This window comes from Clostridium sp. OM05-6BH (genome assembly GCF_003481635.1).
Lineage (GTDB): Bacteria > Bacillota > Clostridia > Lachnospirales > Lachnospiraceae > Butyribacter.
This window is the reverse complement of the sequence record NZ_QULH01000013.1, coordinates 57,807-79,260: the sequence shown is the minus strand read 5'-3', so window position 1 is coordinate 79,260 and position 21,454 is coordinate 57,807. Positions and strand designations below refer to the sequence as shown.

Sequence of the window (21,454 nt, the reverse complement as noted above, 5' to 3'; positions counted from 1 at the left end):
CACTGTTCATGATCTCCGTTATGCTCTTACTCGTTTCTTTTTCATTTTCTCCTCCTTACCCATGTCACTTTTCACATGTAAAAAATACATACTTTAGATACAAAAAACAATTCACTCTATACAGATCTCACGTTAGTTACATCTTTAGTACACCATAGATCCAGTACCGTGTCAACAATATCAACGCAATCTTAATAATTCTTAAGAATTTATCACAAAATTGGACTGCATTCTTCCTGCAGCCAATCTCTTTCTTCCTGTGTTAAATGCGGGCCAATCTCTTCATAGACCCGTTGATGATATGCATTCAGCAGGCCAAGTTCTTTGTCACTGAGTCCTTTTACATCAATCGCTCTCCGATCAAACGGCACTAATGTCAATGTTTCAAATTCCAAAAAGCGACCAAAATCCGTATGCTCTGCTTCGCAGCATAGGATCAGATTCTCCAGTCGAATACCAAATTTATTTTCCAAATAAACACCCGGCTCATTGGACGTGATCATGCCCGGTTCCAGCGCCGGATCGCCTCCCGGCTGTTTAGAAGCCACATATCGTATTGCATTTGGTCCCTCATGCACATTCAACAAATATCCTACGCCGTGCCCTGTTCCATGCAAAAAGTCACAGCCTATTTCCCACAATGGCTGTCTTGCCAGCACATCCAGATTCACTCCGGTAATTCCACTGTGAAACTTCGCTGCACCAAGCGCCAAATTACCCCGAAGCACTGTTGTATAGTATTTTTTCTGCTCATCGGTTGCTTCTGTGCCCAGCATAACCGTTCGTGTAATGTCTGTTGTTCCTTGATAATAATGTCCACCCATATCTAACAGCAAGAAATTCTCTTCATCTAACATATGGTTAGTTTCCGGTGTCGCACTATAATGCACGATCGCACCATGCTCTGCATACCCGGATATTGTGTCAAAGCTAGGCCCCAAATAATCCTCATCTAATCTTCGAAACTCCTCCAATTTATCCGAAACGGAGATTTCAGATTCCTGCTTTTTATCCGTATGACGCAGCCAATACAACATTTTGGTGATGGCAATACCATCTTTCAGATGTGCAATACGTTCATTTTTCACTTCCGTTTCATTCTTGACCGCCTTCCACATTCCGGTTGGATTCACAACATCCACTAATGTATTTTCGTTCGGCACCTGTGCCGCCAAATGCGCATTGACCACACGCATATCCATTGCTACGCGCTTTCCCTGTCCCATTTTGCGGATATATTGTTCCACCTCTTCATACGGTCTCGTTTCAATTCCCGCCTTCATTAAGGCAGTCTGTATCGACCCGTTCGCACAATTTTTCTCGCAGAACAATACGCCACTCTCTTGCGTAAACACCGCATAAGATAAAAATACCGGACAGCATGGAATATCATTTCCACGTAAATTAAACAACCACGCAATATCATCCAAAGATGTCAGTATAAAATAATCCAAACTCTTTTGTTTCATCCAGTCCCATAAACGGGACAGTTTCGCTTCTCTGCTGACCCCTGCATACTTTAGCGCCAATTCCCATATTGGCTGTTTTGGGCGCTCCGGACGGTCTTCCCAAATGTCTCCTACCAGATCAACGTTACTTTTAACCTTGTATCTTCGTTTCATCGCCATAAGCCATGTGGTTGTCACCATACGGCCATCGCAGCCAAGCACTTGTCCATCTTTTAGTACATTGTCGAGATAAGTGTTCACCGTCGGAACACCATCAAGTCCCATGCGGTATAATGTGATGCCGCTGTCCTGCAACTGTTTTTCTGCTTGAATAAAATATCGTCCATCGGTCCATAACCCGGCATCTTCTAACGTCACGATCACAACACCTGCAGATCCGGTAAAACCAGAAATATATTCTCTTGTCTGAAAATATCCGCTGACATATTCAGAACCATGAAAATCATTGGTCGGAATATAATACACATCAATGTCTTCCTCGCGCATGCGTTTACGCAGGCTTTCTATACGTTCCCACACTTTCATCTCTCATCAGGCCTCCTATTTCCCAGCTTTATAATACAAACTCGCCCATACTCAGAATCACTGTATGGGTACATATTGCTTATGATATAATGAGCACACAGTGCTCATCTTAGGAGTTTCTTCGAAACTCCATTATGCGCAGAAATCATGCATCCTTCAAGCGGTTTGCAAGCTCCGCAAATTGCGCTAACGACAATGTTTCTCCACGGATCGTAGCTGATAACCCCATACTCTCGATTGCCGCCTTGGCCTGCTCCTTTGTCACCGGAAGTGATGCATCATTTCCCAATCCATTCTGCAATGTCTTTCTGCGCTGATTAAACGATGCACGGATAATGCGAAACATCCACTTCTCATCCGTTACTTTCACCGGGCAGTCCTTATGGCAAGTCAAACGAATCACGGCAGACCCCACATTTGGTCTTGGCATAAAACAATTCGGAGGAACATTCGCAACAATTTCCGCCTCTGAATAATATTGTACGGCGAGCGACAATGCCCCGTAGTCTTTCGTTCCCGGCCCTGCCTGCATACGATCTGCTACTTCTTTTTGCACCATAACAGTCACACTCTCAAGCGGCACATGACTTTCAAACAATCCCATAATGATCGGAGTTGTTATATAATATGGCAAATTTGCCACTACTTTAATCGGCTTTCCGGCGTTATGCTCCCTAGCGATCTGGTCAATATCTAATTTAAGAATGTCTTCATTCACAACCGTCACATTGTCATACGCTGACAGCGTATCTGCTAAGATTGGGATTAATTTATCATCAATCTCCACCGCCATAACCTCTCTGGCTCTTTCGCAAAGATATTGTGTCATTGTCCCAATTCCCGGACCGATTTCCAACACAAAATCATCCTTTGTCACGCCGGCCGCGTCAATGATCTTTTCCAAAACATGCGTGTCGATCAAAAAGTTTTGTCCAAACTTTTTCTGAAAATGAAAGTCATATTTCTTTAATATGTCTATTGTATTTTGTGGTATTCCTAATGTTGCCATCCCAATATCCTCTTCTTTCTATTGATATGCAGTGCCCTGCTTTATTGACCAAAGCGGTACAACGTTCTATTGATGTATAGCCTCCTGCCTTACTGACCAATGTGGCACAACGTCCTAGTGATGTGCAGCCTCCTGCTTTACTGACCAATGCGATACAATTTATGTGCATTTTCCGTTGTTATGCGGATAATTTCCTCGCGGTCGCACGACTTCAATGCCGCAATCTCATCAACCACGTGTGTCAAATATCCTGAATCATTTCGTTTGCCGCGATGCGGTACCGGTGTCAAATACGGCGAATCCGTTTCTAACACCATTTGCGATAGTGGCATCATTTCAACGACTTCCTTTAATTTCTTACTATTCTTAAAGGTGACCACGCCACCAATTCCCAGATAAAACCCCTTATCCAAATATATTTTGGCAATTTCGGGACTGTAGGAAAAGCAATGGATCACCCCACCATTTTGCCAATCGCAATGTTCATTCATAATATCTAATGTATCCTTTGCGGCATCCCTGCTGTGAATGATGACCGGCATCTGTGTTTCTGCAGCCACCTGAAGCTGGCGTGCAAACCACTTTTTCTGCAAATCTCTCCCTGGTTCATCGTAATAATAGTCAAGACCGATTTCGCCAATGGCAACCACTTTATCCCTGTGCGTCAAGTCTGCCAGCCATTGCATATCTTCCGGTGTCAGTCTCTCGATGTCCTCTGGGTGTACGCCCACCGCTGCATAAATATTGTCGTGACTTTCTGCCAGATTGACCGCATCCTTCGTAGACTGAATACTTGCCCCTACTTCTACGATCTCACCGACACCACGCGCTTTCATCCCCGCCAATAGTTCCTCTCTATCTTCATCAAACCGCGCATCTGTATAATGCGCATGTGTATCAAAAATCATTGTTTAGCCTCCAAAACCATATTTTACGCTTTCTATGATACCGCAATTTAGCTGTCACCACAACATTTTCCTACACAACAGCAGTTTCCTTCTTATTAAATAACTCAAACTTCGCACATCAAAAGCGACTGCCAGATCACGTATTGCTTATTATGTCAGAAAAATAATAGCTATTTTGCAGCCAACAAGCTGACTTGTTCTGCCGGCAGCGAACTAAGATAATTGCCGCAGAACGCAGAGTTGTTGGTTGATTTCTTATTTTGTTAAGTCTCTGATGAATACATGCCCGAAGGAATGTCTGAGATGTCCCGGTTTAGCAAGGTATCATCTATTTTTGGACGGGACGCTTTCGCTACGATGCGCTACGTCACGTTACTTAATGTCTCTGAAATACGAGACATAAGTAACGACGAGCGCAAAGTCCCTTTCAAAAATGATGAATACCTTGCTTCCGGGACTTCGAGTTTCCGAAGGGCATGTAAATCAATCATCAGAGACAACAAAATCTAGAAATCACCAAAAACGTAAATGCGGCAAGGCAATTACTATAGTTCTCTGCTGGCAGAAATCGCTATGTTGTGGCTGCAAAACACTTAGTATTCTGACATAATAAGCAATACGTGACAGCATGACAATTTTTGATGTGCGAAGTTTGAATTAAACAAAAAGAAAATGACCCGGCGAAGGCAATGCCGAGTCATTCTCTTTTATCTTTTATTTATAAGGAACGAATATGCGGATTCGTTGCTTACTGATTATCGGATTCTACAAATTTGGTACCGTCAGCATTGTATGCTGCATCGCAAATCTCAATCTTAACGATAGATGCGCCGGTATACGTATTTGTAGTAACCCAGAGCCATGGATAACCACCGGTCAATTTGGACTTATCAATTGTGATGGATTTGTCTTTCCAGAACAAACCAACACCCTGATCGTAGTCAACATCGAAACGGATCTCACCTGTTGTCTTACCAACAACTGCACCCTTCTTCTTGTTCTTCTTAACCTGTTTTGCACCTTCTGTTGCAATCTTATCCTGCTTCTCCTGCTCTGTCATCGTGAAGTTCGGATCTTTGGAAGTCTGTTTCTCAATATACTCCTCCAGTTTCAATTTTCCCTGAACCTCTTCATTCAGATCATCCTCTGTCCAGCTAGGAAGATAACCAATCTGAAGATCAAGGCTCTGACTTATCGGATCGTCCGCAGCTGTCACGCGAATACAAGGTTTTTCCAGCTTCGACCAGTCATAATTAAGATGAACATTCCAGTACTCTCTGTCGATTTCAGCAATCAGATTATCTGGTGCTTCTCCATTAACACCGGTCGTGCTATTCGTCCAGCCATAGTGCGTATCTGGCGTCCAGAATTCCGTTTTCTCCCACCATTTTCCAAATATTTTGTCATAGTTAGACTTGGCAACATCTCCATCCGTTACATTACCGGATCCATCAATCAAAGACTTAGTAACACCAATACCATTGTTGCTGGCATCGAAGATGTCCGGTCTTTCCTTTTTCAAAATTTCAGCGGTGTCACCGTTCGTATGACGAAGGAATTCACCATTCCATGTAGCAACAACTTTCGGATTCTCGTTCTTTTCTGCAGGCACTGTCTTAATACCGGTATAAACAAGCTCAGCACTCGCAGGTATATTTGGTTTAGAACCTGTCAGTTTTGCATATACCTGTCCTACATCGTCATAAGCAAAATATCCATCACCACGATTATAATAGTGCCCCTCATCCCACCATACCGGTGTCATGCCTAATTTCTTAGACTGCGTAAAGAGATAGGTCATGAAGTCAGGAATATTATCTTTATATCCCTTAACAACGCCACACTCTCCTAAAATAATACCGTAACCCTGGTCTGTGAATTTCTTCAACTTACCAAGCATATTATCCATAAAGTCATAATCGTCCTGACCTTTATATGTCTTGCCGTTTGCATCTGTGTAGTCAACGCCCCACTTATCACGATATCCATAAGAAACCGTCGATGTTGCAGACAAACCATAATCAACCGGATCATAATAATGAACAGATACACTCATCTTCTTTACACCCGTTGCCTTCTCAGCAGGGTCATTTGGAAGTTTCCAACGATCATCAAGGGTTCCGTTCTGAACATAAGTCTCACTCTCATTTCCCTCGATAACACATGACTCGTTACCGGTTCCAGGAATGAGCAAATGTCTATAAGCGTTATTGCCACCGGAAGCACGCACAATATCAACGAACTTCTGATTAATGGCATTTGCCATCTCATAAATTTCTGTAGCATCGATCTTTCCAGTCTCAGGGTCTTTCTTACCAAGCTTACCGGTTTGATTCTGCTGTGCTGTATTCGGATCTTTGTAGTTATCATTCAAACGACCACTGATTTCTTCATTAGCACCCTCAAAAATCAAATGATCAGAGTACTCTTTGAACCGTTCAGAAATCTGTGTCCAAATAGAAATATATTTTTTCCAAGCCTCGTCACGAATTGGTGTTTCTTTGGCATCATACTCCTCTGCGCCAAACATTCCCCACCATCCACCATCCCAATGGATGTTGATGATAACATACATTTCATCGTTCAATGCATAATTTACGATTGTCTCAACACGATCAAACAATTCTTCATTGATCGTATACTTTCCATCCTGAGACATAAAGTTGGACCAAGCAACCGGAATACGAACAGTATTTACGCCATAACTCTTCAAGCCATCAAATGTCTTCTGTGTTGCTTCCGGATTACCGGCACTTGTCTCACACTGCTCGATTGTCGTCATCTTGCCTGAGTAATTGGACTGCTCCATCTGATTTCCCAAGTTCCAGCCATAGCCCATAAGTTTCATCAGATCCAAGTTGGAAATGTTCTTACGCATTAATCCATTATCGGTAGAATCGATACCATTCTTGGACTTATGTTCGGTTGTAACATTGCTCTTCTTCATATCAGCTTCCTTATTGTAAGGAGTTGCCGTTGGTTTTGCTGTAACGGTTACGGTTGGTTTTTTCGTAGTTTTCTTCTTCGCTGTAACCTTTACCGTAACAGAAAGTTTCTTTGTAACTTTCTTCTTACCTTTTTTGTAAGTAACTTTGCAGATTACCTTTGTTTTGCCTGCTTTCTTAGCTGTAATCTTACCTTTCTTACTAACGGTTGCAATTTTTTTGTTTTTGCTGCTCCACTTCACCTTTGCCTTCTTCGGTTTATTTTTCAGTTTCACAGTCTTCTTCTTTCCTGCAGTTAATTTCACTGTCTTAACGGAAAGCTTTGGTGCCTTTGCTTTCTTCTTAGCCGCTGCAGATGCAACATTCGAAACCCCATTCGATGTCATAAGCAGTGCGAAAAGAAGTGTAAATGCACATACGGAACGCATTACTCTCTTTTTCATGATACAATTCCTCCTCCTTATAAATAGTTTGTATAATAATTATAGTATACATTTCTTTTTGTTTCTAGCATTTTCAGCTGATATTTTATAACTTTTATGTTTTTCCGCCGTTTTTTTGACACGAAAATAACAAAAGTTGTAATTATCGTGTTTGTTTGCTATAATAACCCTTAACAAACGCAGAAAACACGCGATAATTAATAGGCAAGGAGATACTTATGATAGATATAGAAATTATGCAGGACGCTTCTGAGATCATTCACTATGACTCCAATAAGCTTCCTTATGCCATACAGGAACGGCTTTTGTCCCAATTTACAGGTCATAAAGCTCTTTGTCACTGGCATCCCGACATTGAATGTATCCGTATTTACGAGGGATCTATGAACTATGAAATAAACGGCGAGCAGATATTGCTTCGTGCCGGCGACATCATTATTGTCAACTCCGGTCAGCTGCATTACGGCTACGCTAACGGAGAAGAAGACTGTAAATTTTGCGTAGAATTGTTACATCCCAATATTTTCAAATCGAATCTGCACATTTACCAGGAAAGTGTTTACCCCATCGTTCATTCCTCCAGTATCTCATACTGGTTGTTTCATTGGAGCGATGCGGATTATCAACAGATTGTTTCATTGGTGGATCAGATTTTTGCTGCCCGCATGCAGCATGAAGATAGCGTTCTCTGCCTGTTAAATGGACTTTTTCACTGCCTGTGGCACTGTATTTACCAGCATAGCACGCAAGAACTGCAGACGGCCGGTTTGCAAAAAAATCCTGATATTTCCCTGCAAAAGCAAATGGTAACTTATATTCACGAGCACTATGCAGAGGATATCGGATTAGATGATATTGCAAGCGCCGGCAATATCAGCCGAAGCAAATGCTGTAAAATATTTCAGGCATACTTGCAGCAATCACCGGTCTCTTTTCTCAACGATTACCGTATGGAGATTAGCTGTAATCTGCTCAGCAACACTTCCTATAGCATTACTGAGATTGCTCTTGCATGCGGATTTAATCATTTAAGTTATTTTTCGAAAAGCTTTCTCAAAAAATATGGGTGTACCCCAAATCAATATCGCAAAAGAGAAGCCGGCACACTGAAAAAGTAGTGTGCCGGCCTTTTTGCTCAAATACTCTACAATTAAAAGATAAAGAAAACAAGCATATCGATAATAAATACCGGGATCAGACAACTGATCGACCATCCCATATATCCAAAGAAAGAAGGCATTTTAATATCATTTTCCTCAGCAATCGAGCGCACCATAAAGTTTGGCGCATTACCAATATACGTATTGGCGCCCATGAATACTGCACCACAGGAAATCGCCATCAGGAATATCTTCGGTATCTGTCCGATTGCCGTTGAGATCATGCTTGCTCCGGCAAGTCCCGACGACGCTGCCGTTGTAAAGAACACCAAATAGGTTGGCGTGTTGTCCAAAAAGCTGGATAAGAGTCCGGTCATCCAGAAGTACTGCCATGGCTCATTTACACCCAGCGAAGCACCTCTCGCTTTCAAAATAAGCAATGCCGGAATCATTGTTACAAATATTCCGATAAACAAAGTTGCAACCTCTTGGATCGCATCCCATGTAAAATGATTTGCCTCGCGCACTTCTTTTTTCGTAGTCTTGTATGACAAAAACGCTGCTGCCAAGATCATAACCATCTCCAAGATCGATGCAAATCCTAATTCTACTTCTCCATAAAAATGAATCGATTCCTTAAAGAATGGCACCGTCTTAGGAAGAACACCACTTAATATAACTGCCACGATGATCATTACCAAAAAGATAATATTATGTGCACCGTTTAAGCGGAGTTTCTTGTGCTCACCACTAACTTCCGGCTGTTTTGCACCTTCTGCAAGATCTTTCTTATATGCTCTGCTGTCAATCACATAAAACAATGCAAGCAGCAAAACTACATTCAGGATCATTACCGGCAGCAAATTCAAGCTCCAGAAGAAATCCACACCATTCATAAATCCCATCAGAAGTGGTGGATCGCCAACCGGTGTCAAACATCCTCCGATATTAGATACTAAGAAAATGAAAAATACCATAACCTGTACTTTACGTCTACGCCATTTGTTCGCACGGATCATCGGACGGATCATCAACATACTTGCTCCGGTCGTACCGATCCAGCTTGACAATAATGTACTGATCATCAAAAGCAAAACATTTAACTTCGGCTTGCCAACCAGATCACCCTCTAACGATATATTTCCTGCCACGCAGAACAGTCCAAATAATAGGACAATAAACGTCAAATAGTCACCAATAATGGCTTCCAAAAGCTCTTCCCAAGCAGTTCCCATACCTACCGCGATCGCAAATGGAATAAGGAATGCAAGTGACCAAAAAGCCACAACGATCGGTTTTCTCTTTTCCCACCATTCTCCAGCTACAAGTGGACAGATCGCGATACATAATAAGATTCCGGCAAACGGAATGCAATACAATAGCGATAAATTATCCCCTATACTTTTTGTCGTTTCTGCTGCTTGTGCCATGGACGGCAGTGTTAAACACGCTGTTAGCATCATTGCAAACACCGACAACGCCCTTTGCAACTTTTTCATTGTATTACGCCTCCTTTGTTTTATTGACGGCCTACTCTCTCTCTTTTAGGCGTAACTATTGTATATCCAATCCACCAAAAAATCAAGCAAAATACAGAAAACATTATTATTAAATGAGCTGACGCACTGCATGTTTATTAACGATTGCGTCCCTGTGCGGAAACCTTTTCATTGCGTGTCAGACTAACACGAAAAAACCGCTTAAATAACTGATGTCCATCCCATGGGATCAGCGGATACAAATAGCCTCTTCCCGCCATCGTGCGATTGGTAAAAAAAGCGACGATCATTAACAATATTCCCGTAATAAACCCCCATATTCCAAACACGCCGGTCAACACCAACAGTATGATACGCTGAAACTTTATCGCATATCCCAATTCCATATTATTTTGCGTATAATTGGCAACTGCCACAAACGCCATATATAACATGATCTCACTGTTAAACCATCCCGAATTTACGGTATAATCTCCAAACACAATACCTGCCACAACACTGAGCGGTGTTGTCAGCATACTCGGCGTGTTGACGGCTGCCATTCTTAGTCCGTCAATTGCCAGCTCTAACAATAGCAATTGCAATAACGGCGGGACGTTCATTTCATCTTGGATCATAACAAAACCGAGCCAGTCCGGGACATAATCCGGATAGCGAAGCAATAGCAGATACACAGGAGTGACAAATAATGCCATTATACTTGTCAGTATACGTGTCATTCGCAAATACGTTCCTGTGACCGGCGGGAAATAGTAATCATTTGGATCTTCTATTATATCAAATAGAGAAGTCGGTATGATCATGGCAGAAGGCGAGTTATCTACCAGAACCGTAATACTTCCTTCCAATATGCACGCTGCTGCCGTATCCGGCCGCTCTGTATATTTGAACTTCGGGTATGGATTCCACCAATTGCGTGGCATAAGCACTTCTGCCAAACTTTCCTGATTCATCGTTAAGGAATCCACAGAAATCTTTTTTAACCGCTTTTGTATAATAGATAACGCTTTCTGATTCACACGGTCTTTCATATATACTACGGAAATATCTGTGCGTGAACTGCTTCCTATACTGTAAATTTCAAACTTAAGATCCACATCACGAATACGGCGCCGGATCAGTGCAATATTTGGCATGATTGCCTCCACAAAGCCATCTCTGGATCCTCGCAGCACCTTATCCTTATCCGGCTCTTCCACACTTCGGCTCGGATAGTCCCTTAGGTCGATCACCAGTATTTCATCATACCCCTCTACGACAAAGCCTGTCAGACCCGACAGCACATAATGCAAAAAATCCTGTTCTGTTGTCACCGTCACAATATCTCCATACGGCGTACATTTTTTCAAAAAATCTTCATAGGTTTCCGGAACATCTTCCGGTGCAAGTGACAAAAAAAATTCCATGATCTTTTCCAGCACTTCCCCCTTCAAAAATCCATCGATCATGTAAAATACCGCATGGCGATCCCCTAACCGGATCTCTCTTTTTAACATATCAAACGTATCGCCAACGCAAAGCAGCGAATCTATATTTTTGCACCGCGTCTTGTAATCCCCTTCAAAGATCTTTCCCTGCATCGCTATCCTCCATATTGATCATTCATCGCTATCATCTTTTCTATGTCAAGTTAGTATTTACCATTTTCTTTCTTCTATGCAAAGCGATATTTGGAATCAATACTTGGTATGGTTTTTTATTGGGCGCGGCTGGACATTTTTCCGCACAGTCTTTATACTGATTACAGAATTTATGAACAGAATGGGAGCATTTATAATGAGTGTAGCAGATTGTGACAAACAATTATTTCACGCTGCCTGCGAGAAAGTAATGCGGCAGCAATGCCTGCAAAAGGGCATCGGTACCTTATCCGAAAAGACCGTGCATGCTGTATTAAAAAATTTCTATGAACCGGATCCTTCTCATCAGGAAATTCCGATAGAAAATTATGTTGCCGATATTTTGCGCGACAACGAAATCATTGAAATCCAGACACGCAGCCTAAATGCCATGCGCCGTAAACTGGACTGCTTCCTATCCCATTATCCGGTCACAATCGTTCATCCTATTATACATACCAAATGGATCTGCTGGATCAACGAGCAGACCGGCGAAATAACAAAACGCCGTAAGTCTCCCAAGACCGGAAGCCGTTACGACGCTTTTTATGAATTATACAAAATTAAAATGTTTCTAAATCATCCTAATTTACACCTGTGTCTGCCCCTGATCGATGCCGAAGAGTATCGACTGTTAAACGGGTGGAGTACGGACCGCAAACGTGGATCGACTCGCTACGACCGCATTCCTACAGCACTTGTCGATGAAATTTATATCGGCAGTACCGGCGATTACCAATGCATGATCCCGGATACGCTTCCGACAGAATTTACTGCAAAAGATTATGCCAAAGAATCCCATTTAGCGATACGTTATGCACGCACTGCTGTAAATGTACTTCGTCATGTCGGCGCTATTTCTTTTGTCCGCAAACAGGGACAGGAATATGTTTATCGAGTGCAAACGAATAAATGATCTGTTCCCGTACTTTCATTCCTGTGAGCTGCTCCAAGGCACGTGCGTATTGTTCTAACTGAACCCGGTATCTGTCCACCAATGTTTGTTCCATACCATAGCGGACATAATCCGTCTTATAATCCACCAACACCCATTCGCCATCTTCTTCAAAACAAGCATCAATGATTCCCTGAACGAGAACGGTCTCTTCACTTTCCAACTCCGGGTACAATTCCATAACCGGTATTTCTAACATAAACTGCTGTTCACGGCGTAATGCCCCTCGTTTTGCCGCCTGCTGCATTCGTTTTCCAAGTACCGACTGCATGAAACGATCAAACTTTTGCGGTTTTAAACAGTTTCTTTCTTCCTCCCTCAGCAAACCTGCTTTTTGCATCTGCGCAAGCATCATCTCTGCCGTAAAGTCATCCCCCATTTGTTCATACGGCAAATGTTCCATCACGAAATGATATAATGTACCCCGCTCAGCAGCACCGATAGATTCTTTCGTCTGTCGGAATTTTGGCTGTGGAATATCGTAGACTGCCTCATCTTCTATGCCAGTCTGCCGATCTGCAGTGCCTGGCACCATTTCTGTAACTTCATCTTCTGGCACTTCCGCACGCACCGCCATTTTCTGCTGCTCCATCGCTCTTCGTTTTAACTCGGTCACAGAAATTTTAACCGGTAATTTCTGCTCATTTGCATACGGATATTGATATTCTCTCTGACAGCGCAACTGTTCTGCAAGTTCTGCATCATACTCTTTTGTGATATCCTGATGTTTCAACGCTTCTCTACGCAGTAATATCTGCTCTAACTGTTCCATCTCTCCGGCAATCTGCGCATCTGCGCAGATCACTTCCAGTCGAAATAACGGATCCCGATCTGTGCTGTCATATAAAACGCGGTCCTTCACCGACGGATCTTCTGTTTCCTGCGCCATTTCATTCTCCTGCAAATCCGATGGATCCTGTCCTTTCCCATCTGACACCTGACTTATGCACTGTCCGAAGATCGGTCTATCTGCCAGTGCCGGCATGATCCAGTCTAAATACGTCGCGGCACCTAACAATGCGGAATGCTGCAGCGATGCCCCCGTAAGATCCCAGCTCTGCAATTTATTTTCAATCCCCTTCACGGTACCTGTAAGGATCAATTTCTCTTTGGCTCTTGTCAGCGCAACATACAAAATGCGCACTTCCTCACTCAAAGAATTTTCTAACATCTGTCTTGCAATAAAACGTTTCATAACTGTAGGCTTGTACAGACGTTCCTCCAGATCCACGTAATTAGCACCCACTCCGTAATCAACGTCCAGCAATAATTTCTTGCGCATATCCTGCTTATTAAATTGTTTGCCCATACCGGCAACAAACACTACCGGAAACTCAAGCCCCTTGCTCTTATGAATACTAACTAACTGGACTGCATTCGCCACCGTTCCGACAGTTGCTTCCCCAAAATCAATATCTGATTTTTTGAGCATTTCAATGTACCGGCAAAATCCAAATATTCCACGATGTCCATTTTCAGCAAATTCAATTGCCTGCTGCAGCAAAATATCGAGATTTGCACTTCTTTGCTCGCCCCCCGGCATTGCCGACATCAAAGCGTAATACCCTGTCTCTTCATAAATTTCACGAAGCAGTTCATACACAGAAACTGTTTCCGCTTTACGCCGATACTCCTGCAATGTGTCCAACAAATCGGACAGTTTTTCTGACAATACGTCCTCATGTCGGTCACAATACGCCCATATATTATCCAAGTATTGCAAGCCACTTCGCTCCGCTGCTATCTTGGCAAGTTCCTCATCCTGCAGCCCATAGATCGGTGATCGCAGCACCGCCACAAACGGAATATCTTGTCTCGGATTGTCAATAACCCGCAGCAAATTTAGCATTGTCTGCACTTCCAATGTTGCAAAATATCCGGTCTTTTTGGGTGCCATCGCCGGAATACCCATATCCGCCAACGTCTCTTGAAATTCTTCCGTCCATCCTTTCATACTGCGCAGCAATATGACGATATCCCGGTATTCTATCGGACGATACCCGCCTTTATCGGATACATACATCGGATGATCTCCCTGCACCATGTCGCGGATCTTCTGTCCGATTGCCATCGCTTCCAATTCGCGCTTTCCAAAATCATTATCCTCCTGAGCATCCATATTAAGCAAAATTATTTCTGTCTGATCCGCTGTCCGCTCTTCGCATGGATCAAATACTGCCCCCGGAACTAATTTTGCCGCATCATCATAGGCGATGCCGCCAAAGTCTTGACGCATGATCCGTTCAAAAATATAATTGGCCGATTCCAATACTGACGCACGGCTTCGAAAGTTCTGACGCAGATCGATCCGACGATTTCCGCCTTCTTCCGTATCATAAGCATGGTATTTCTCCATAAACAGATCCGGTCTCGCTAAGCGGAACTGGTAAATGCTCTGCTTAACATCACCCACCATAAACAAGTACGGACTTTGCTCCGGACCACGGCTGATGCTGGTCAGTATCATTTCCTGGACATAATTGCTATCCTGATACTCATCCGTCATGATCTCTTCATAATACTCCTGCAATTCTTTCGCCGTTGCACTCGGCACGCTATTTCCATCCTCGTCTCTCGTCACCAGGATCTGCAGTGCAAAATGTTCCATATCTGCAAAATCAATGATACCGTCTTCTCTCTTTTTCTCGGCAAATGCCTTTCCAAAATCGATTGTCAGCTGTACCAATTCACGGACAGGTGCATCCATTTGCTCCATCATGGCGAGCATTTCTTCCGGGGGTTCCGCTAACATTTCTTTTTGTAACTGTTCAATACCTTTATCCCTATAGCTTGCCCGAAGTGCTTTTATTTGCTCCTGAAGTTCCTTATCATGCTTATTGCCGCGAATCGCACTCAATCTTCCAAATGATATCTTTCCGATCCCATCACAAAGTTCCTGCAATGTCTTGCATTCCCGCAGCTCTTTGATCTGCTGCCATTCTGTCTGGATCGTAGGCGTATATACTTCCAAACCAACCCCATCTACACTGATCTGATATGCCGCAAATGCTTTCTTTTCACATTCTGCAACAATCATCTGCACATCTGCAATATATTTTTCCATCCACTCCGTTTGTTCCATTTCCTCTACAGAACGCAATGCATATGAATTCTTCCATTGCTCCAATTGCTCATCCGGAAACGGATAACTTTGTGCTAATTCGTATAACTTCAATACTATGGATTCAATTTCTTTGTCTGTTCTTCCTGTCGCAAACATCTGCATCGCATCCAAAAATACCTGATTTTCCTTTTGGCGTGCATCCGCATATTTCTGCTCCAACACCTCACCAAGAACAGCCTCTTTCATAATCTTTAGATCTGTCTCGTCCCCTACTTGAAACATTGGATCTAGATCGATCACGTGAAAATAATTGCGTATGATATGTTGGCAAAAGCTGTCAATCGTCGTGATCTGCGCATTATGTAACAATCCAATCTGCCGCTGTAAATTATCGTCATCCGGCGCCTGTTCTAATTTTTGCTGTAACGCTTCACCGATTCGCCCACGCATTTCTGCTGCAGCCGCTTTTGTAAATGTCACTACGAGAAGACGGTCAATGTCAACCGGCGCCTGCTTATCTGTGATCCGCCCAATAATTCGTTCTACCAACACGGCTGTTTTACCGGATCCCGCCGCTGCAGAAACTAGTATGTTACTATCTCGCAAATCAATTACTTTCTGTTGATCCGCAGTCCATTGTGGTTTCATCGCGTCTCCTCCTTTCCTGATGCCTCGTTCCCTTTCCTATCCTCTGATGGAACAACATCATTTACTTCGTTTCCTTTCCTATCCTCCGATGGAACATCACTCTCTCTGCGTATCTCCGAAAATACATCATCGTTTGTCTTTGGCCATATTTTTCGATATGAATTGCCGGCAAGTTTTGCATCAAATCCACAGATTCCATGATAATTGCAATAATCACAGGCACAAGATTTCATACTGTCCGCCTTTTGGTACGGATGCACACTCGTCTCTCCTGCTCCGATCTGTACACCGATCTCCTGCAGCTTACGCTCTGTAAAGTCAATCAATTCCTTGAAATTTTCCGTTGTGATCGTAGCCGCATTTTTCTTAAGCATTCCATCTTTCTTTGTTCCGACCGGTACGACCAAGGATTTTGCAGAAGCCGCTAATGTCCCCTCTTCCCCGGCCAACGTCGCATCTAATGATGGCAGAACCGGATCTTCCTCATTTACCAATCCTCGCATGAGCAGTTCATTCAGCAGATATGTTCTCTTCTCCTCGAAATCCAATCTGCTAGTCACAAACGGATCTTCTATATGATAATATAGTACGCCCGCCGGAATAACCATTTTTTTACTTCTACGTGTCTGTTTATCCACTGCTGCCCGAAGATACACCATAAGCTGTAATTGCAGTCCATAATAAAGGTCCGACAGTGACAGATCCTTCTTGCCGGTTTTGTAATCCACGATCTTAACGTAAATATTTTCCTCAGTTTCCATCGTATCAATACGATCCACGCGGCCAATATACGTCTGCTTTTCTTTGTCCATCCGGAAGCTTACCTCACTGTCTACCGTATCGAACTGCCCCAGTTTCATTTGCTCCGTGATCGCCCAAACAGTCCGAAGCATAATACGGCGCAATCGCTCTACCAGACTGGCATCCCTCTCCGTATCGTACAATAAACCGTTTTTGTATTCCTCCACCGTATGGTTCAAACACTGATTTGCCAATATATGCTGCTGCTCTTCATCAACATCTGCCCACCCGATATGCCGGTCAAGAAGCGTCTTTGTATAGCGTTCCAATGCCTCATGCACAATATTTCCAATATCAAAAAACTGAACTTCATGTTCCATTTGCTCCTCTAGCTGCAGCCCATACTGCATGTAATACGCAAATGGGCAGGCACTGAACTTTTCAAACTGCGATACGCTGCCGGTGATCACTTCGTGATACAATGCCGTTGCCGCCTCTTTCGAGATCTTACTCTCTGGTGCGATATATAATGCAGCATCTATCAGACGATCCAGCTCACTACGATGATACAGCGCTTTCTTCTGTCCGTCTTTTAGGACACACGTTAACTCCTGCTCCTGCAAGCGATATTGTCGATACAATTCGTTCCAAGCAGCATTATCTTGCCATCCCATTCGCAGACCTCGGATCAAATACCCTCTGCCGTAATCATCTCTCAAAATATCGCGCAATCTACCACGCGACTCTACTACATTTTGAATCTGAAGTTTTGGAAAAATATTCTGAACCCGATCGATCAAATACGCCGGCTGTAAAGCAGTTCCATCGTTAGCAGTTGCACTATATGTCAAATACAGCCTCTGTGATGGTTTGGTCAAACATAAATACAGATAGAACTGTTCGGTATATATTTTCTCTCTTGCGGTAGGTGCCAATGCATAGCTTTCTCTCGTCAAAAACTCTCGTTCTGCATCGGATAAAATACCGCCGCCATCTCCGGTCATTGGAATATTTCCGTCATTAACACCCAACAAAAATAGATACTTGATTCCATACAAACGGGTTCTTGACAGATCTCCTACCATGATCTGATCCACTCCGGGCGGTATCAAACCAATACGTGCCTCATCAAATCCGGTATTCAGTATTTCAATAAACTCTGCCAAAGGCATTTCTTCATCCCCCAGCAATGCCACTAAGCGATCAAGTACTTCTATGATCACATCATAAATCTGTTCATATTCTTTGACCGCTTCAAAATTTCCCTCTTCCCTAAACCTCTCTATACGTTTCTGAATTTGCAAATAAATCTGCTCCTGCTCCATGAAATCACAAATTGTTTCCGCATATTCACGCACACGATGCTTGCCACGCGCAATACGTCCATAGAAATCCGACAATCGATCCCACGTTTCCTGTCTCAGCCAATTGATCGTTTCCGAGGCTTCTGCAGCTATATCTTCTGTCTTTCTTCGAAAAACATATCCGGTGTCCCATTCTTTTTTCCAGTTTTTGTGCCCTCGAATTCCAGATGCCAGCAGAAAGTTGTCCAAAAGCTGCACAGCATTTCCCCACTCTTTTGTCCCATTTGCCGGACACTCTGTACGCTGTATAAATCCACTCTTTAACAGTTTGATCGTACTCTCATAATCAAAATCCTTACGCAACACATCTAACATACTGCTTATCGTATCCACAACCGGATTTGCAAGTATGCTCTTCTTTTGGTCTATGAAACAGGGCATCCCTTTGCGCTCCATTTCTCCTTTGATCAACGTCCCATAAATGTCCATATTTCCGGTCACGATCGCTACGTCGCGATATCGAAAGCTTTCCTGTTCACGAAGTGCCATGATTTCCTCGATCATAAAATGCACCTCGTCCTCTGGCTGCCGCAAACAATGGACCGTAATATTTTGCACCTCTTCTTTATATGGTCTGACCGGATAACGGAATAAATTTCGCTCCAAATATCCAAGCTCAATATTATCCGCGAAACGCGTCTCCTCTTTTACGGTACCTGTCCAAATCGGTTCTGCAATATCGCAATGCTCTTCTCTTGCTATTTCTGTTAAATGATAAATGGTTTTCTGACTCAGATAAAAGAGCTTATATTTCTTGTCCATTTTCCAAACCTGTTCCCGCTTGTCCAATGTCACTGTAACATTCACCTGACCACATACGCGCAACAGCTTTCGCAGCAGCTTATACTGCACCGGCGTAAATCCTGTAAATCCATCCAGATATAATATACTGTCTTTCAAAATATTGGACCGCTCTGCTACATCCGCAAATACGGTGAGTATTTCTTCAGAGGTAATGTAATTATCCTGCAGATAATCCAAAAATGCGGCATATGCCACTTCTACATCCTGCAGTTTCTGCCGCAAAACCGGATGCGATTTTGCCGATTCTTTCATCTGTTCCAATCCATCCGATGCAATATCATACTGCATTAATTCCGATAAAAATGATTTTATCTCCGCCACATATCCCTTTTTATGTATATTTCGCCCAAAATATGTCAACTGATCTTGCAGCCCCATCAATACCTTTTTTAGTATCATCGTCTTACCCAGATCATCGATAACCGGTGCCATTCCTGCACCTGTCTCGCCAAACACACGAAAAGCAAGGCGCGGAAAACTCTGCACCTCTATATTCCACAGACCGTGACGCTCACTCAATGCGACAAGATTTCTTTGTGTTTGCATTGTAAACTGCTCCGGCACAACGACAAAGATCTGCCTCTTCATATCTTTGCTCGCCATTGCTGCGGCCTGATGCTCTATGTACCATGTTTTGCCTCCACCGGCATTTCCTAATATAAATTGTAACCCCATATTTTCCTCCGTATTTATCTCTTTCATGATTTATAGTATACCACGTTCAAAATATTTCGGTCTATCACTTTACGGTTTGATTTGACGCACCTTGTTCCTCTAAAATTTCCTCTACCGCATCAACAATGATCTGTTGCGTGTACTTGGACTCTTTCGTCAGCTCCACCTCTTCTGGCGCAACTCCCGCCGCAAGCTGGTTGGATACACTTTTCACTGCCGGCTCCATTAATGGATACATCGTTGTAATACTTTCATCTAATGGAACAATCTTTACGGACTTAATATGATCCGTATCTAATGCCACCTCTAAACTGGCAGTACTCTCCCCTAATGTGATATCCTTCGTATATATCCCTGCCTGATATCTTTCATTTGCGTCAGCAGTATCTTGTTTACCTTCTGATCTCCCTTTTCCAACAAACAAATATACGATGAGTAACAGTAATATAATTCCAACACCGGCAAAAATTGCTGTATATATCAATTCTTTCATTCGCAAAACAATAATTTTGGTTCCATGCATCCTTCCATCCCCCACAACGATTCACTCAGCCAGCACCTTTATAACGGTACATAACCTACAGCCTTTATTATCCTATTATTATGAATGCTCTCTACGAAATAGAACTCGCGATCCACGCTTTCTTTTTACAAATTTACTTTCTTCGTCCAATTAAAAAAGCAAAGCCAGCGCTTTGCGATGATGTCACACTACACAACAGCAGTTTCCTATTAATTAAAAAAGCAAAGCCAGCACTTTGCGATGATGTCACACTACACAACAGCAGTTTCCTATTAATTAAAGAAAACAGCCATACAAACAAATTTTCCTTGTCCGTATAACTGTCCTCTTTTATACAAGGCGTTCATCTAACGCCAGACTCATCTATTCTCAATTCATTATTTTCATTACTTAGGATCACTTTCCTCTTGATCTTCAAACGCCTCTTTCCAAATTCCCTGACGCTCATTTGCCTTTTCCTGCTTACTTTCTTCCTCACGCAGATCATTTTCTCTCTCAATATTACGGAAAAATTGTCTGGCAAATCCACTGATCGTCAATATAAAGCATGCCGGTCCCAATATAATGCCAAAAAACAATAATGTCCAATGCAATTGATAGAACACCAAATATTCTACAAACAATGTCACAAGCAAAAACAAGGTTTTCAAAAAATATTTTACACAAATTGAATACGAATTACGCAATGTGTTGACGATCGTATTTTCGTATCTCGCTAACAGCGCATATGCATATAAAAAATGCATTACGGTCATTACAATAGCGATCACGCCGACTACGGTGCACAGCGTTCCATACCTTTCACTAACACGCGCTAATTGAAAATCTAAATAAATGGCATACGTAGCAAACAATTGTATAAGCCCAATCGCACTTCCCTTAAACAAATTTGCCTTAAACTCTTTCAAAAATGGTCCTGCAATATAACCTTCCTCTTCATCCACCATTTTCAGCGTAATTGTAAACGCTGCGGTTGTAGATGCTCCAATCGTTACGATCGGAATACTACAAAGTATCCACATCGCATTTAACTTCAACATATCAAACAAACGGCTCATAAACTTATATAATCCGCTGTCCAAACTAAATAATTTACTCATATTATTTCACATTCCTGCACATTACATGTGCATTTAATCTCCATTCTATGATTAAGCTGTTAA

12 protein-coding genes are annotated in these 21,454 nt (G+C 42.7%); 2 read left to right on the top strand and 10 right to left on the bottom strand.

The window, feature by feature from the left end; all coding sequences use genetic code 11:
• Positions 1 to 212: 212 nt before the first annotated feature.
• The 4 genes from DXB73_RS10795 to DXB73_RS10775 all read right to left on the bottom strand — a co-directional run bounded on the left by DXB73_RS10795 (position 213) and on the right by DXB73_RS10775 (position 7,299).
• The gene (locus DXB73_RS10795) at positions 213 to 1,994 is read right to left on the bottom strand and encodes an aminopeptidase P family protein (protein WP_118691145.1); all 1,782 of its coding nucleotides are present in this window, start codon (positions 1,992 to 1,994) and stop codon (positions 213 to 215) included.
• A gap of 145 nt (positions 1,995 to 2,139) precedes the next feature.
• Positions 2,140 to 3,003, bottom strand: a complete 864-nt coding sequence (rsmA, locus tag DXB73_RS10790; RefSeq protein ID WP_118691144.1) for a 16S rRNA (adenine(1518)-N(6)/adenine(1519)-N(6))-dimethyltransferase RsmA — start codon at positions 3,001 to 3,003, stop codon at positions 2,140 to 2,142.
• A gap of 137 nt (positions 3,004 to 3,140) precedes the next feature.
• Complete coding sequence (locus DXB73_RS10785; protein WP_118691143.1) at positions 3,141 to 3,911, bottom strand: TatD family hydrolase; 771 nt, start codon at positions 3,909 to 3,911, stop codon at positions 3,141 to 3,143.
• A 748-nt stretch (positions 3,912 to 4,659) separates the two neighbouring features.
• Positions 4,660 to 7,299, bottom strand: coding sequence for a cellulase family glycosylhydrolase (locus DXB73_RS10775; protein ID WP_118691141.1), 2,640 nt, complete (start codon positions 7,297 to 7,299; stop codon positions 4,660 to 4,662).
• Positions 7,300 to 7,517: 218 nt separating this feature from the next.
• Between DXB73_RS10775 and DXB73_RS10770 the strand changes: the two genes are divergently transcribed.
• Positions 7,518 to 8,417, top strand: a complete 900-nt coding sequence (locus DXB73_RS10770; RefSeq protein WP_118691140.1) for an AraC family transcriptional regulator — start codon at positions 7,518 to 7,520, stop codon at positions 8,415 to 8,417.
• Positions 8,418 to 8,449: 32 nt separating this feature from the next.
• On the opposite strand, the gene DXB73_RS10765 is transcribed toward DXB73_RS10770, so the two are convergent.
• Positions 8,450 to 9,898, bottom strand: a complete 1,449-nt coding sequence (locus tag DXB73_RS10765) for a sodium:proton antiporter (RefSeq protein ID WP_118691139.1) — start codon at positions 9,896 to 9,898, stop codon at positions 8,450 to 8,452.
• Between the two features lie 137 nt (positions 9,899 to 10,035).
• The gene (locus tag DXB73_RS10760; protein WP_118691138.1) at positions 10,036 to 11,478 is read right to left on the bottom strand and encodes a spore germination protein; all 1,443 of its coding nucleotides are present in this window, start codon (positions 11,476 to 11,478) and stop codon (positions 10,036 to 10,038) included.
• Between the two features lie 196 nt (positions 11,479 to 11,674).
• Between DXB73_RS10760 and DXB73_RS10755 the strand changes: the two genes are divergently transcribed.
• Positions 11,675 to 12,433, top strand: coding sequence for a hypothetical protein (locus DXB73_RS10755; protein ID WP_243104062.1), 759 nt, complete (start codon positions 11,675 to 11,677; stop codon positions 12,431 to 12,433).
• Here the strand turns inward: DXB73_RS10755 and addA are convergent.
• The 4 genes from addA to DXB73_RS10735 form a co-directional block, all read right to left on the bottom strand.
• On the bottom strand, positions 12,372 to 16,184 hold the full coding sequence (gene addA / locus DXB73_RS10750; RefSeq protein ID WP_118691137.1) for a helicase-exonuclease AddAB subunit AddA: 3,813 nt from the start codon (positions 16,182 to 16,184) through the stop codon (positions 12,372 to 12,374). The two genes, DXB73_RS10755 and addA, sit on opposite strands and share 62 nt — an antisense overlap.
• Positions 16,181 to 19,768, bottom strand: a complete 3,588-nt coding sequence (addB, locus tag DXB73_RS10745) for a helicase-exonuclease AddAB subunit AddB (RefSeq protein ID WP_182448308.1) — start codon at positions 19,766 to 19,768, stop codon at positions 16,181 to 16,183. Before addB ends, addA begins: the two co-directional genes overlap by 4 nt.
• 64 nt (positions 19,769 to 19,832) lie before the next feature.
• The gene (locus DXB73_RS10740) at positions 19,833 to 20,291 is read right to left on the bottom strand and encodes a hypothetical protein (protein ID WP_118691135.1); all 459 of its coding nucleotides are present in this window, start codon (positions 20,289 to 20,291) and stop codon (positions 19,833 to 19,835) included.
• Between the two features lie 386 nt (positions 20,292 to 20,677).
• The gene (locus tag DXB73_RS10735) at positions 20,678 to 21,391 is read right to left on the bottom strand and encodes a DUF624 domain-containing protein (protein ID WP_118507342.1); all 714 of its coding nucleotides are present in this window, start codon (positions 21,389 to 21,391) and stop codon (positions 20,678 to 20,680) included.
• Positions 21,392 to 21,454 lie beyond the last annotated feature (63 nt).

Excerpts from the sequence above, each read along its gene's own strand:
- DXB73_RS10795 (WP_118691145.1), bottom strand. The coding sequence starts at position 1,994 with ATGAAAGTGTGGGAACGTATAGAAAGCCTGCGTAAACGCATGCGCGAG.
- rsmA (WP_118691144.1), bottom strand. The coding sequence starts at position 3,003 with ATGGCAACATTAGGAATACCACAAAATACAATAGACATATTAAAGAAA.
- DXB73_RS10785 (WP_118691143.1), bottom strand. The coding sequence starts at position 3,911 with ATGATTTTTGATACACATGCGCATTATACAGATGCGCGGTTTGATGAA.
- DXB73_RS10775 (WP_118691141.1), bottom strand. The coding sequence starts at position 7,299 with ATGAAAAAGAGAGTAATGCGTTCCGTATGTGCATTTACACTTCTTTTC.
- DXB73_RS10770 (WP_118691140.1), top strand. The coding sequence starts at position 7,518 with ATGATAGATATAGAAATTATGCAGGACGCTTCTGAGATCATTCACTAT.
- DXB73_RS10765 (WP_118691139.1), bottom strand. The coding sequence starts at position 9,898 with ATGAAAAAGTTGCAAAGGGCGTTGTCGGTGTTTGCAATGATGCTAACA.
- DXB73_RS10760 (WP_118691138.1), bottom strand. The coding sequence starts at position 11,478 with ATGCAGGGAAAGATCTTTGAAGGGGATTACAAGACGCGGTGCAAAAAT.
- DXB73_RS10755 (WP_243104062.1), top strand. The coding sequence starts at position 11,675 with ATGAGTGTAGCAGATTGTGACAAACAATTATTTCACGCTGCCTGCGAG.
- addA (WP_118691137.1), bottom strand. The coding sequence starts at position 16,184 with ATGAAACCACAATGGACTGCGGATCAACAGAAAGTAATTGATTTGCGA.
- addB (WP_182448308.1), bottom strand. The coding sequence starts at position 19,768 with ATGGGGTTACAATTTATATTAGGAAATGCCGGTGGAGGCAAAACATGG.
- DXB73_RS10740 (WP_118691135.1), bottom strand. The coding sequence starts at position 20,291 with ATGCATGGAACCAAAATTATTGTTTTGCGAATGAAAGAATTGATATAT.
- DXB73_RS10735 (WP_118507342.1), bottom strand. The coding sequence starts at position 21,391 with ATGAGTAAATTATTTAGTTTGGACAGCGGATTATATAAGTTTATGAGC.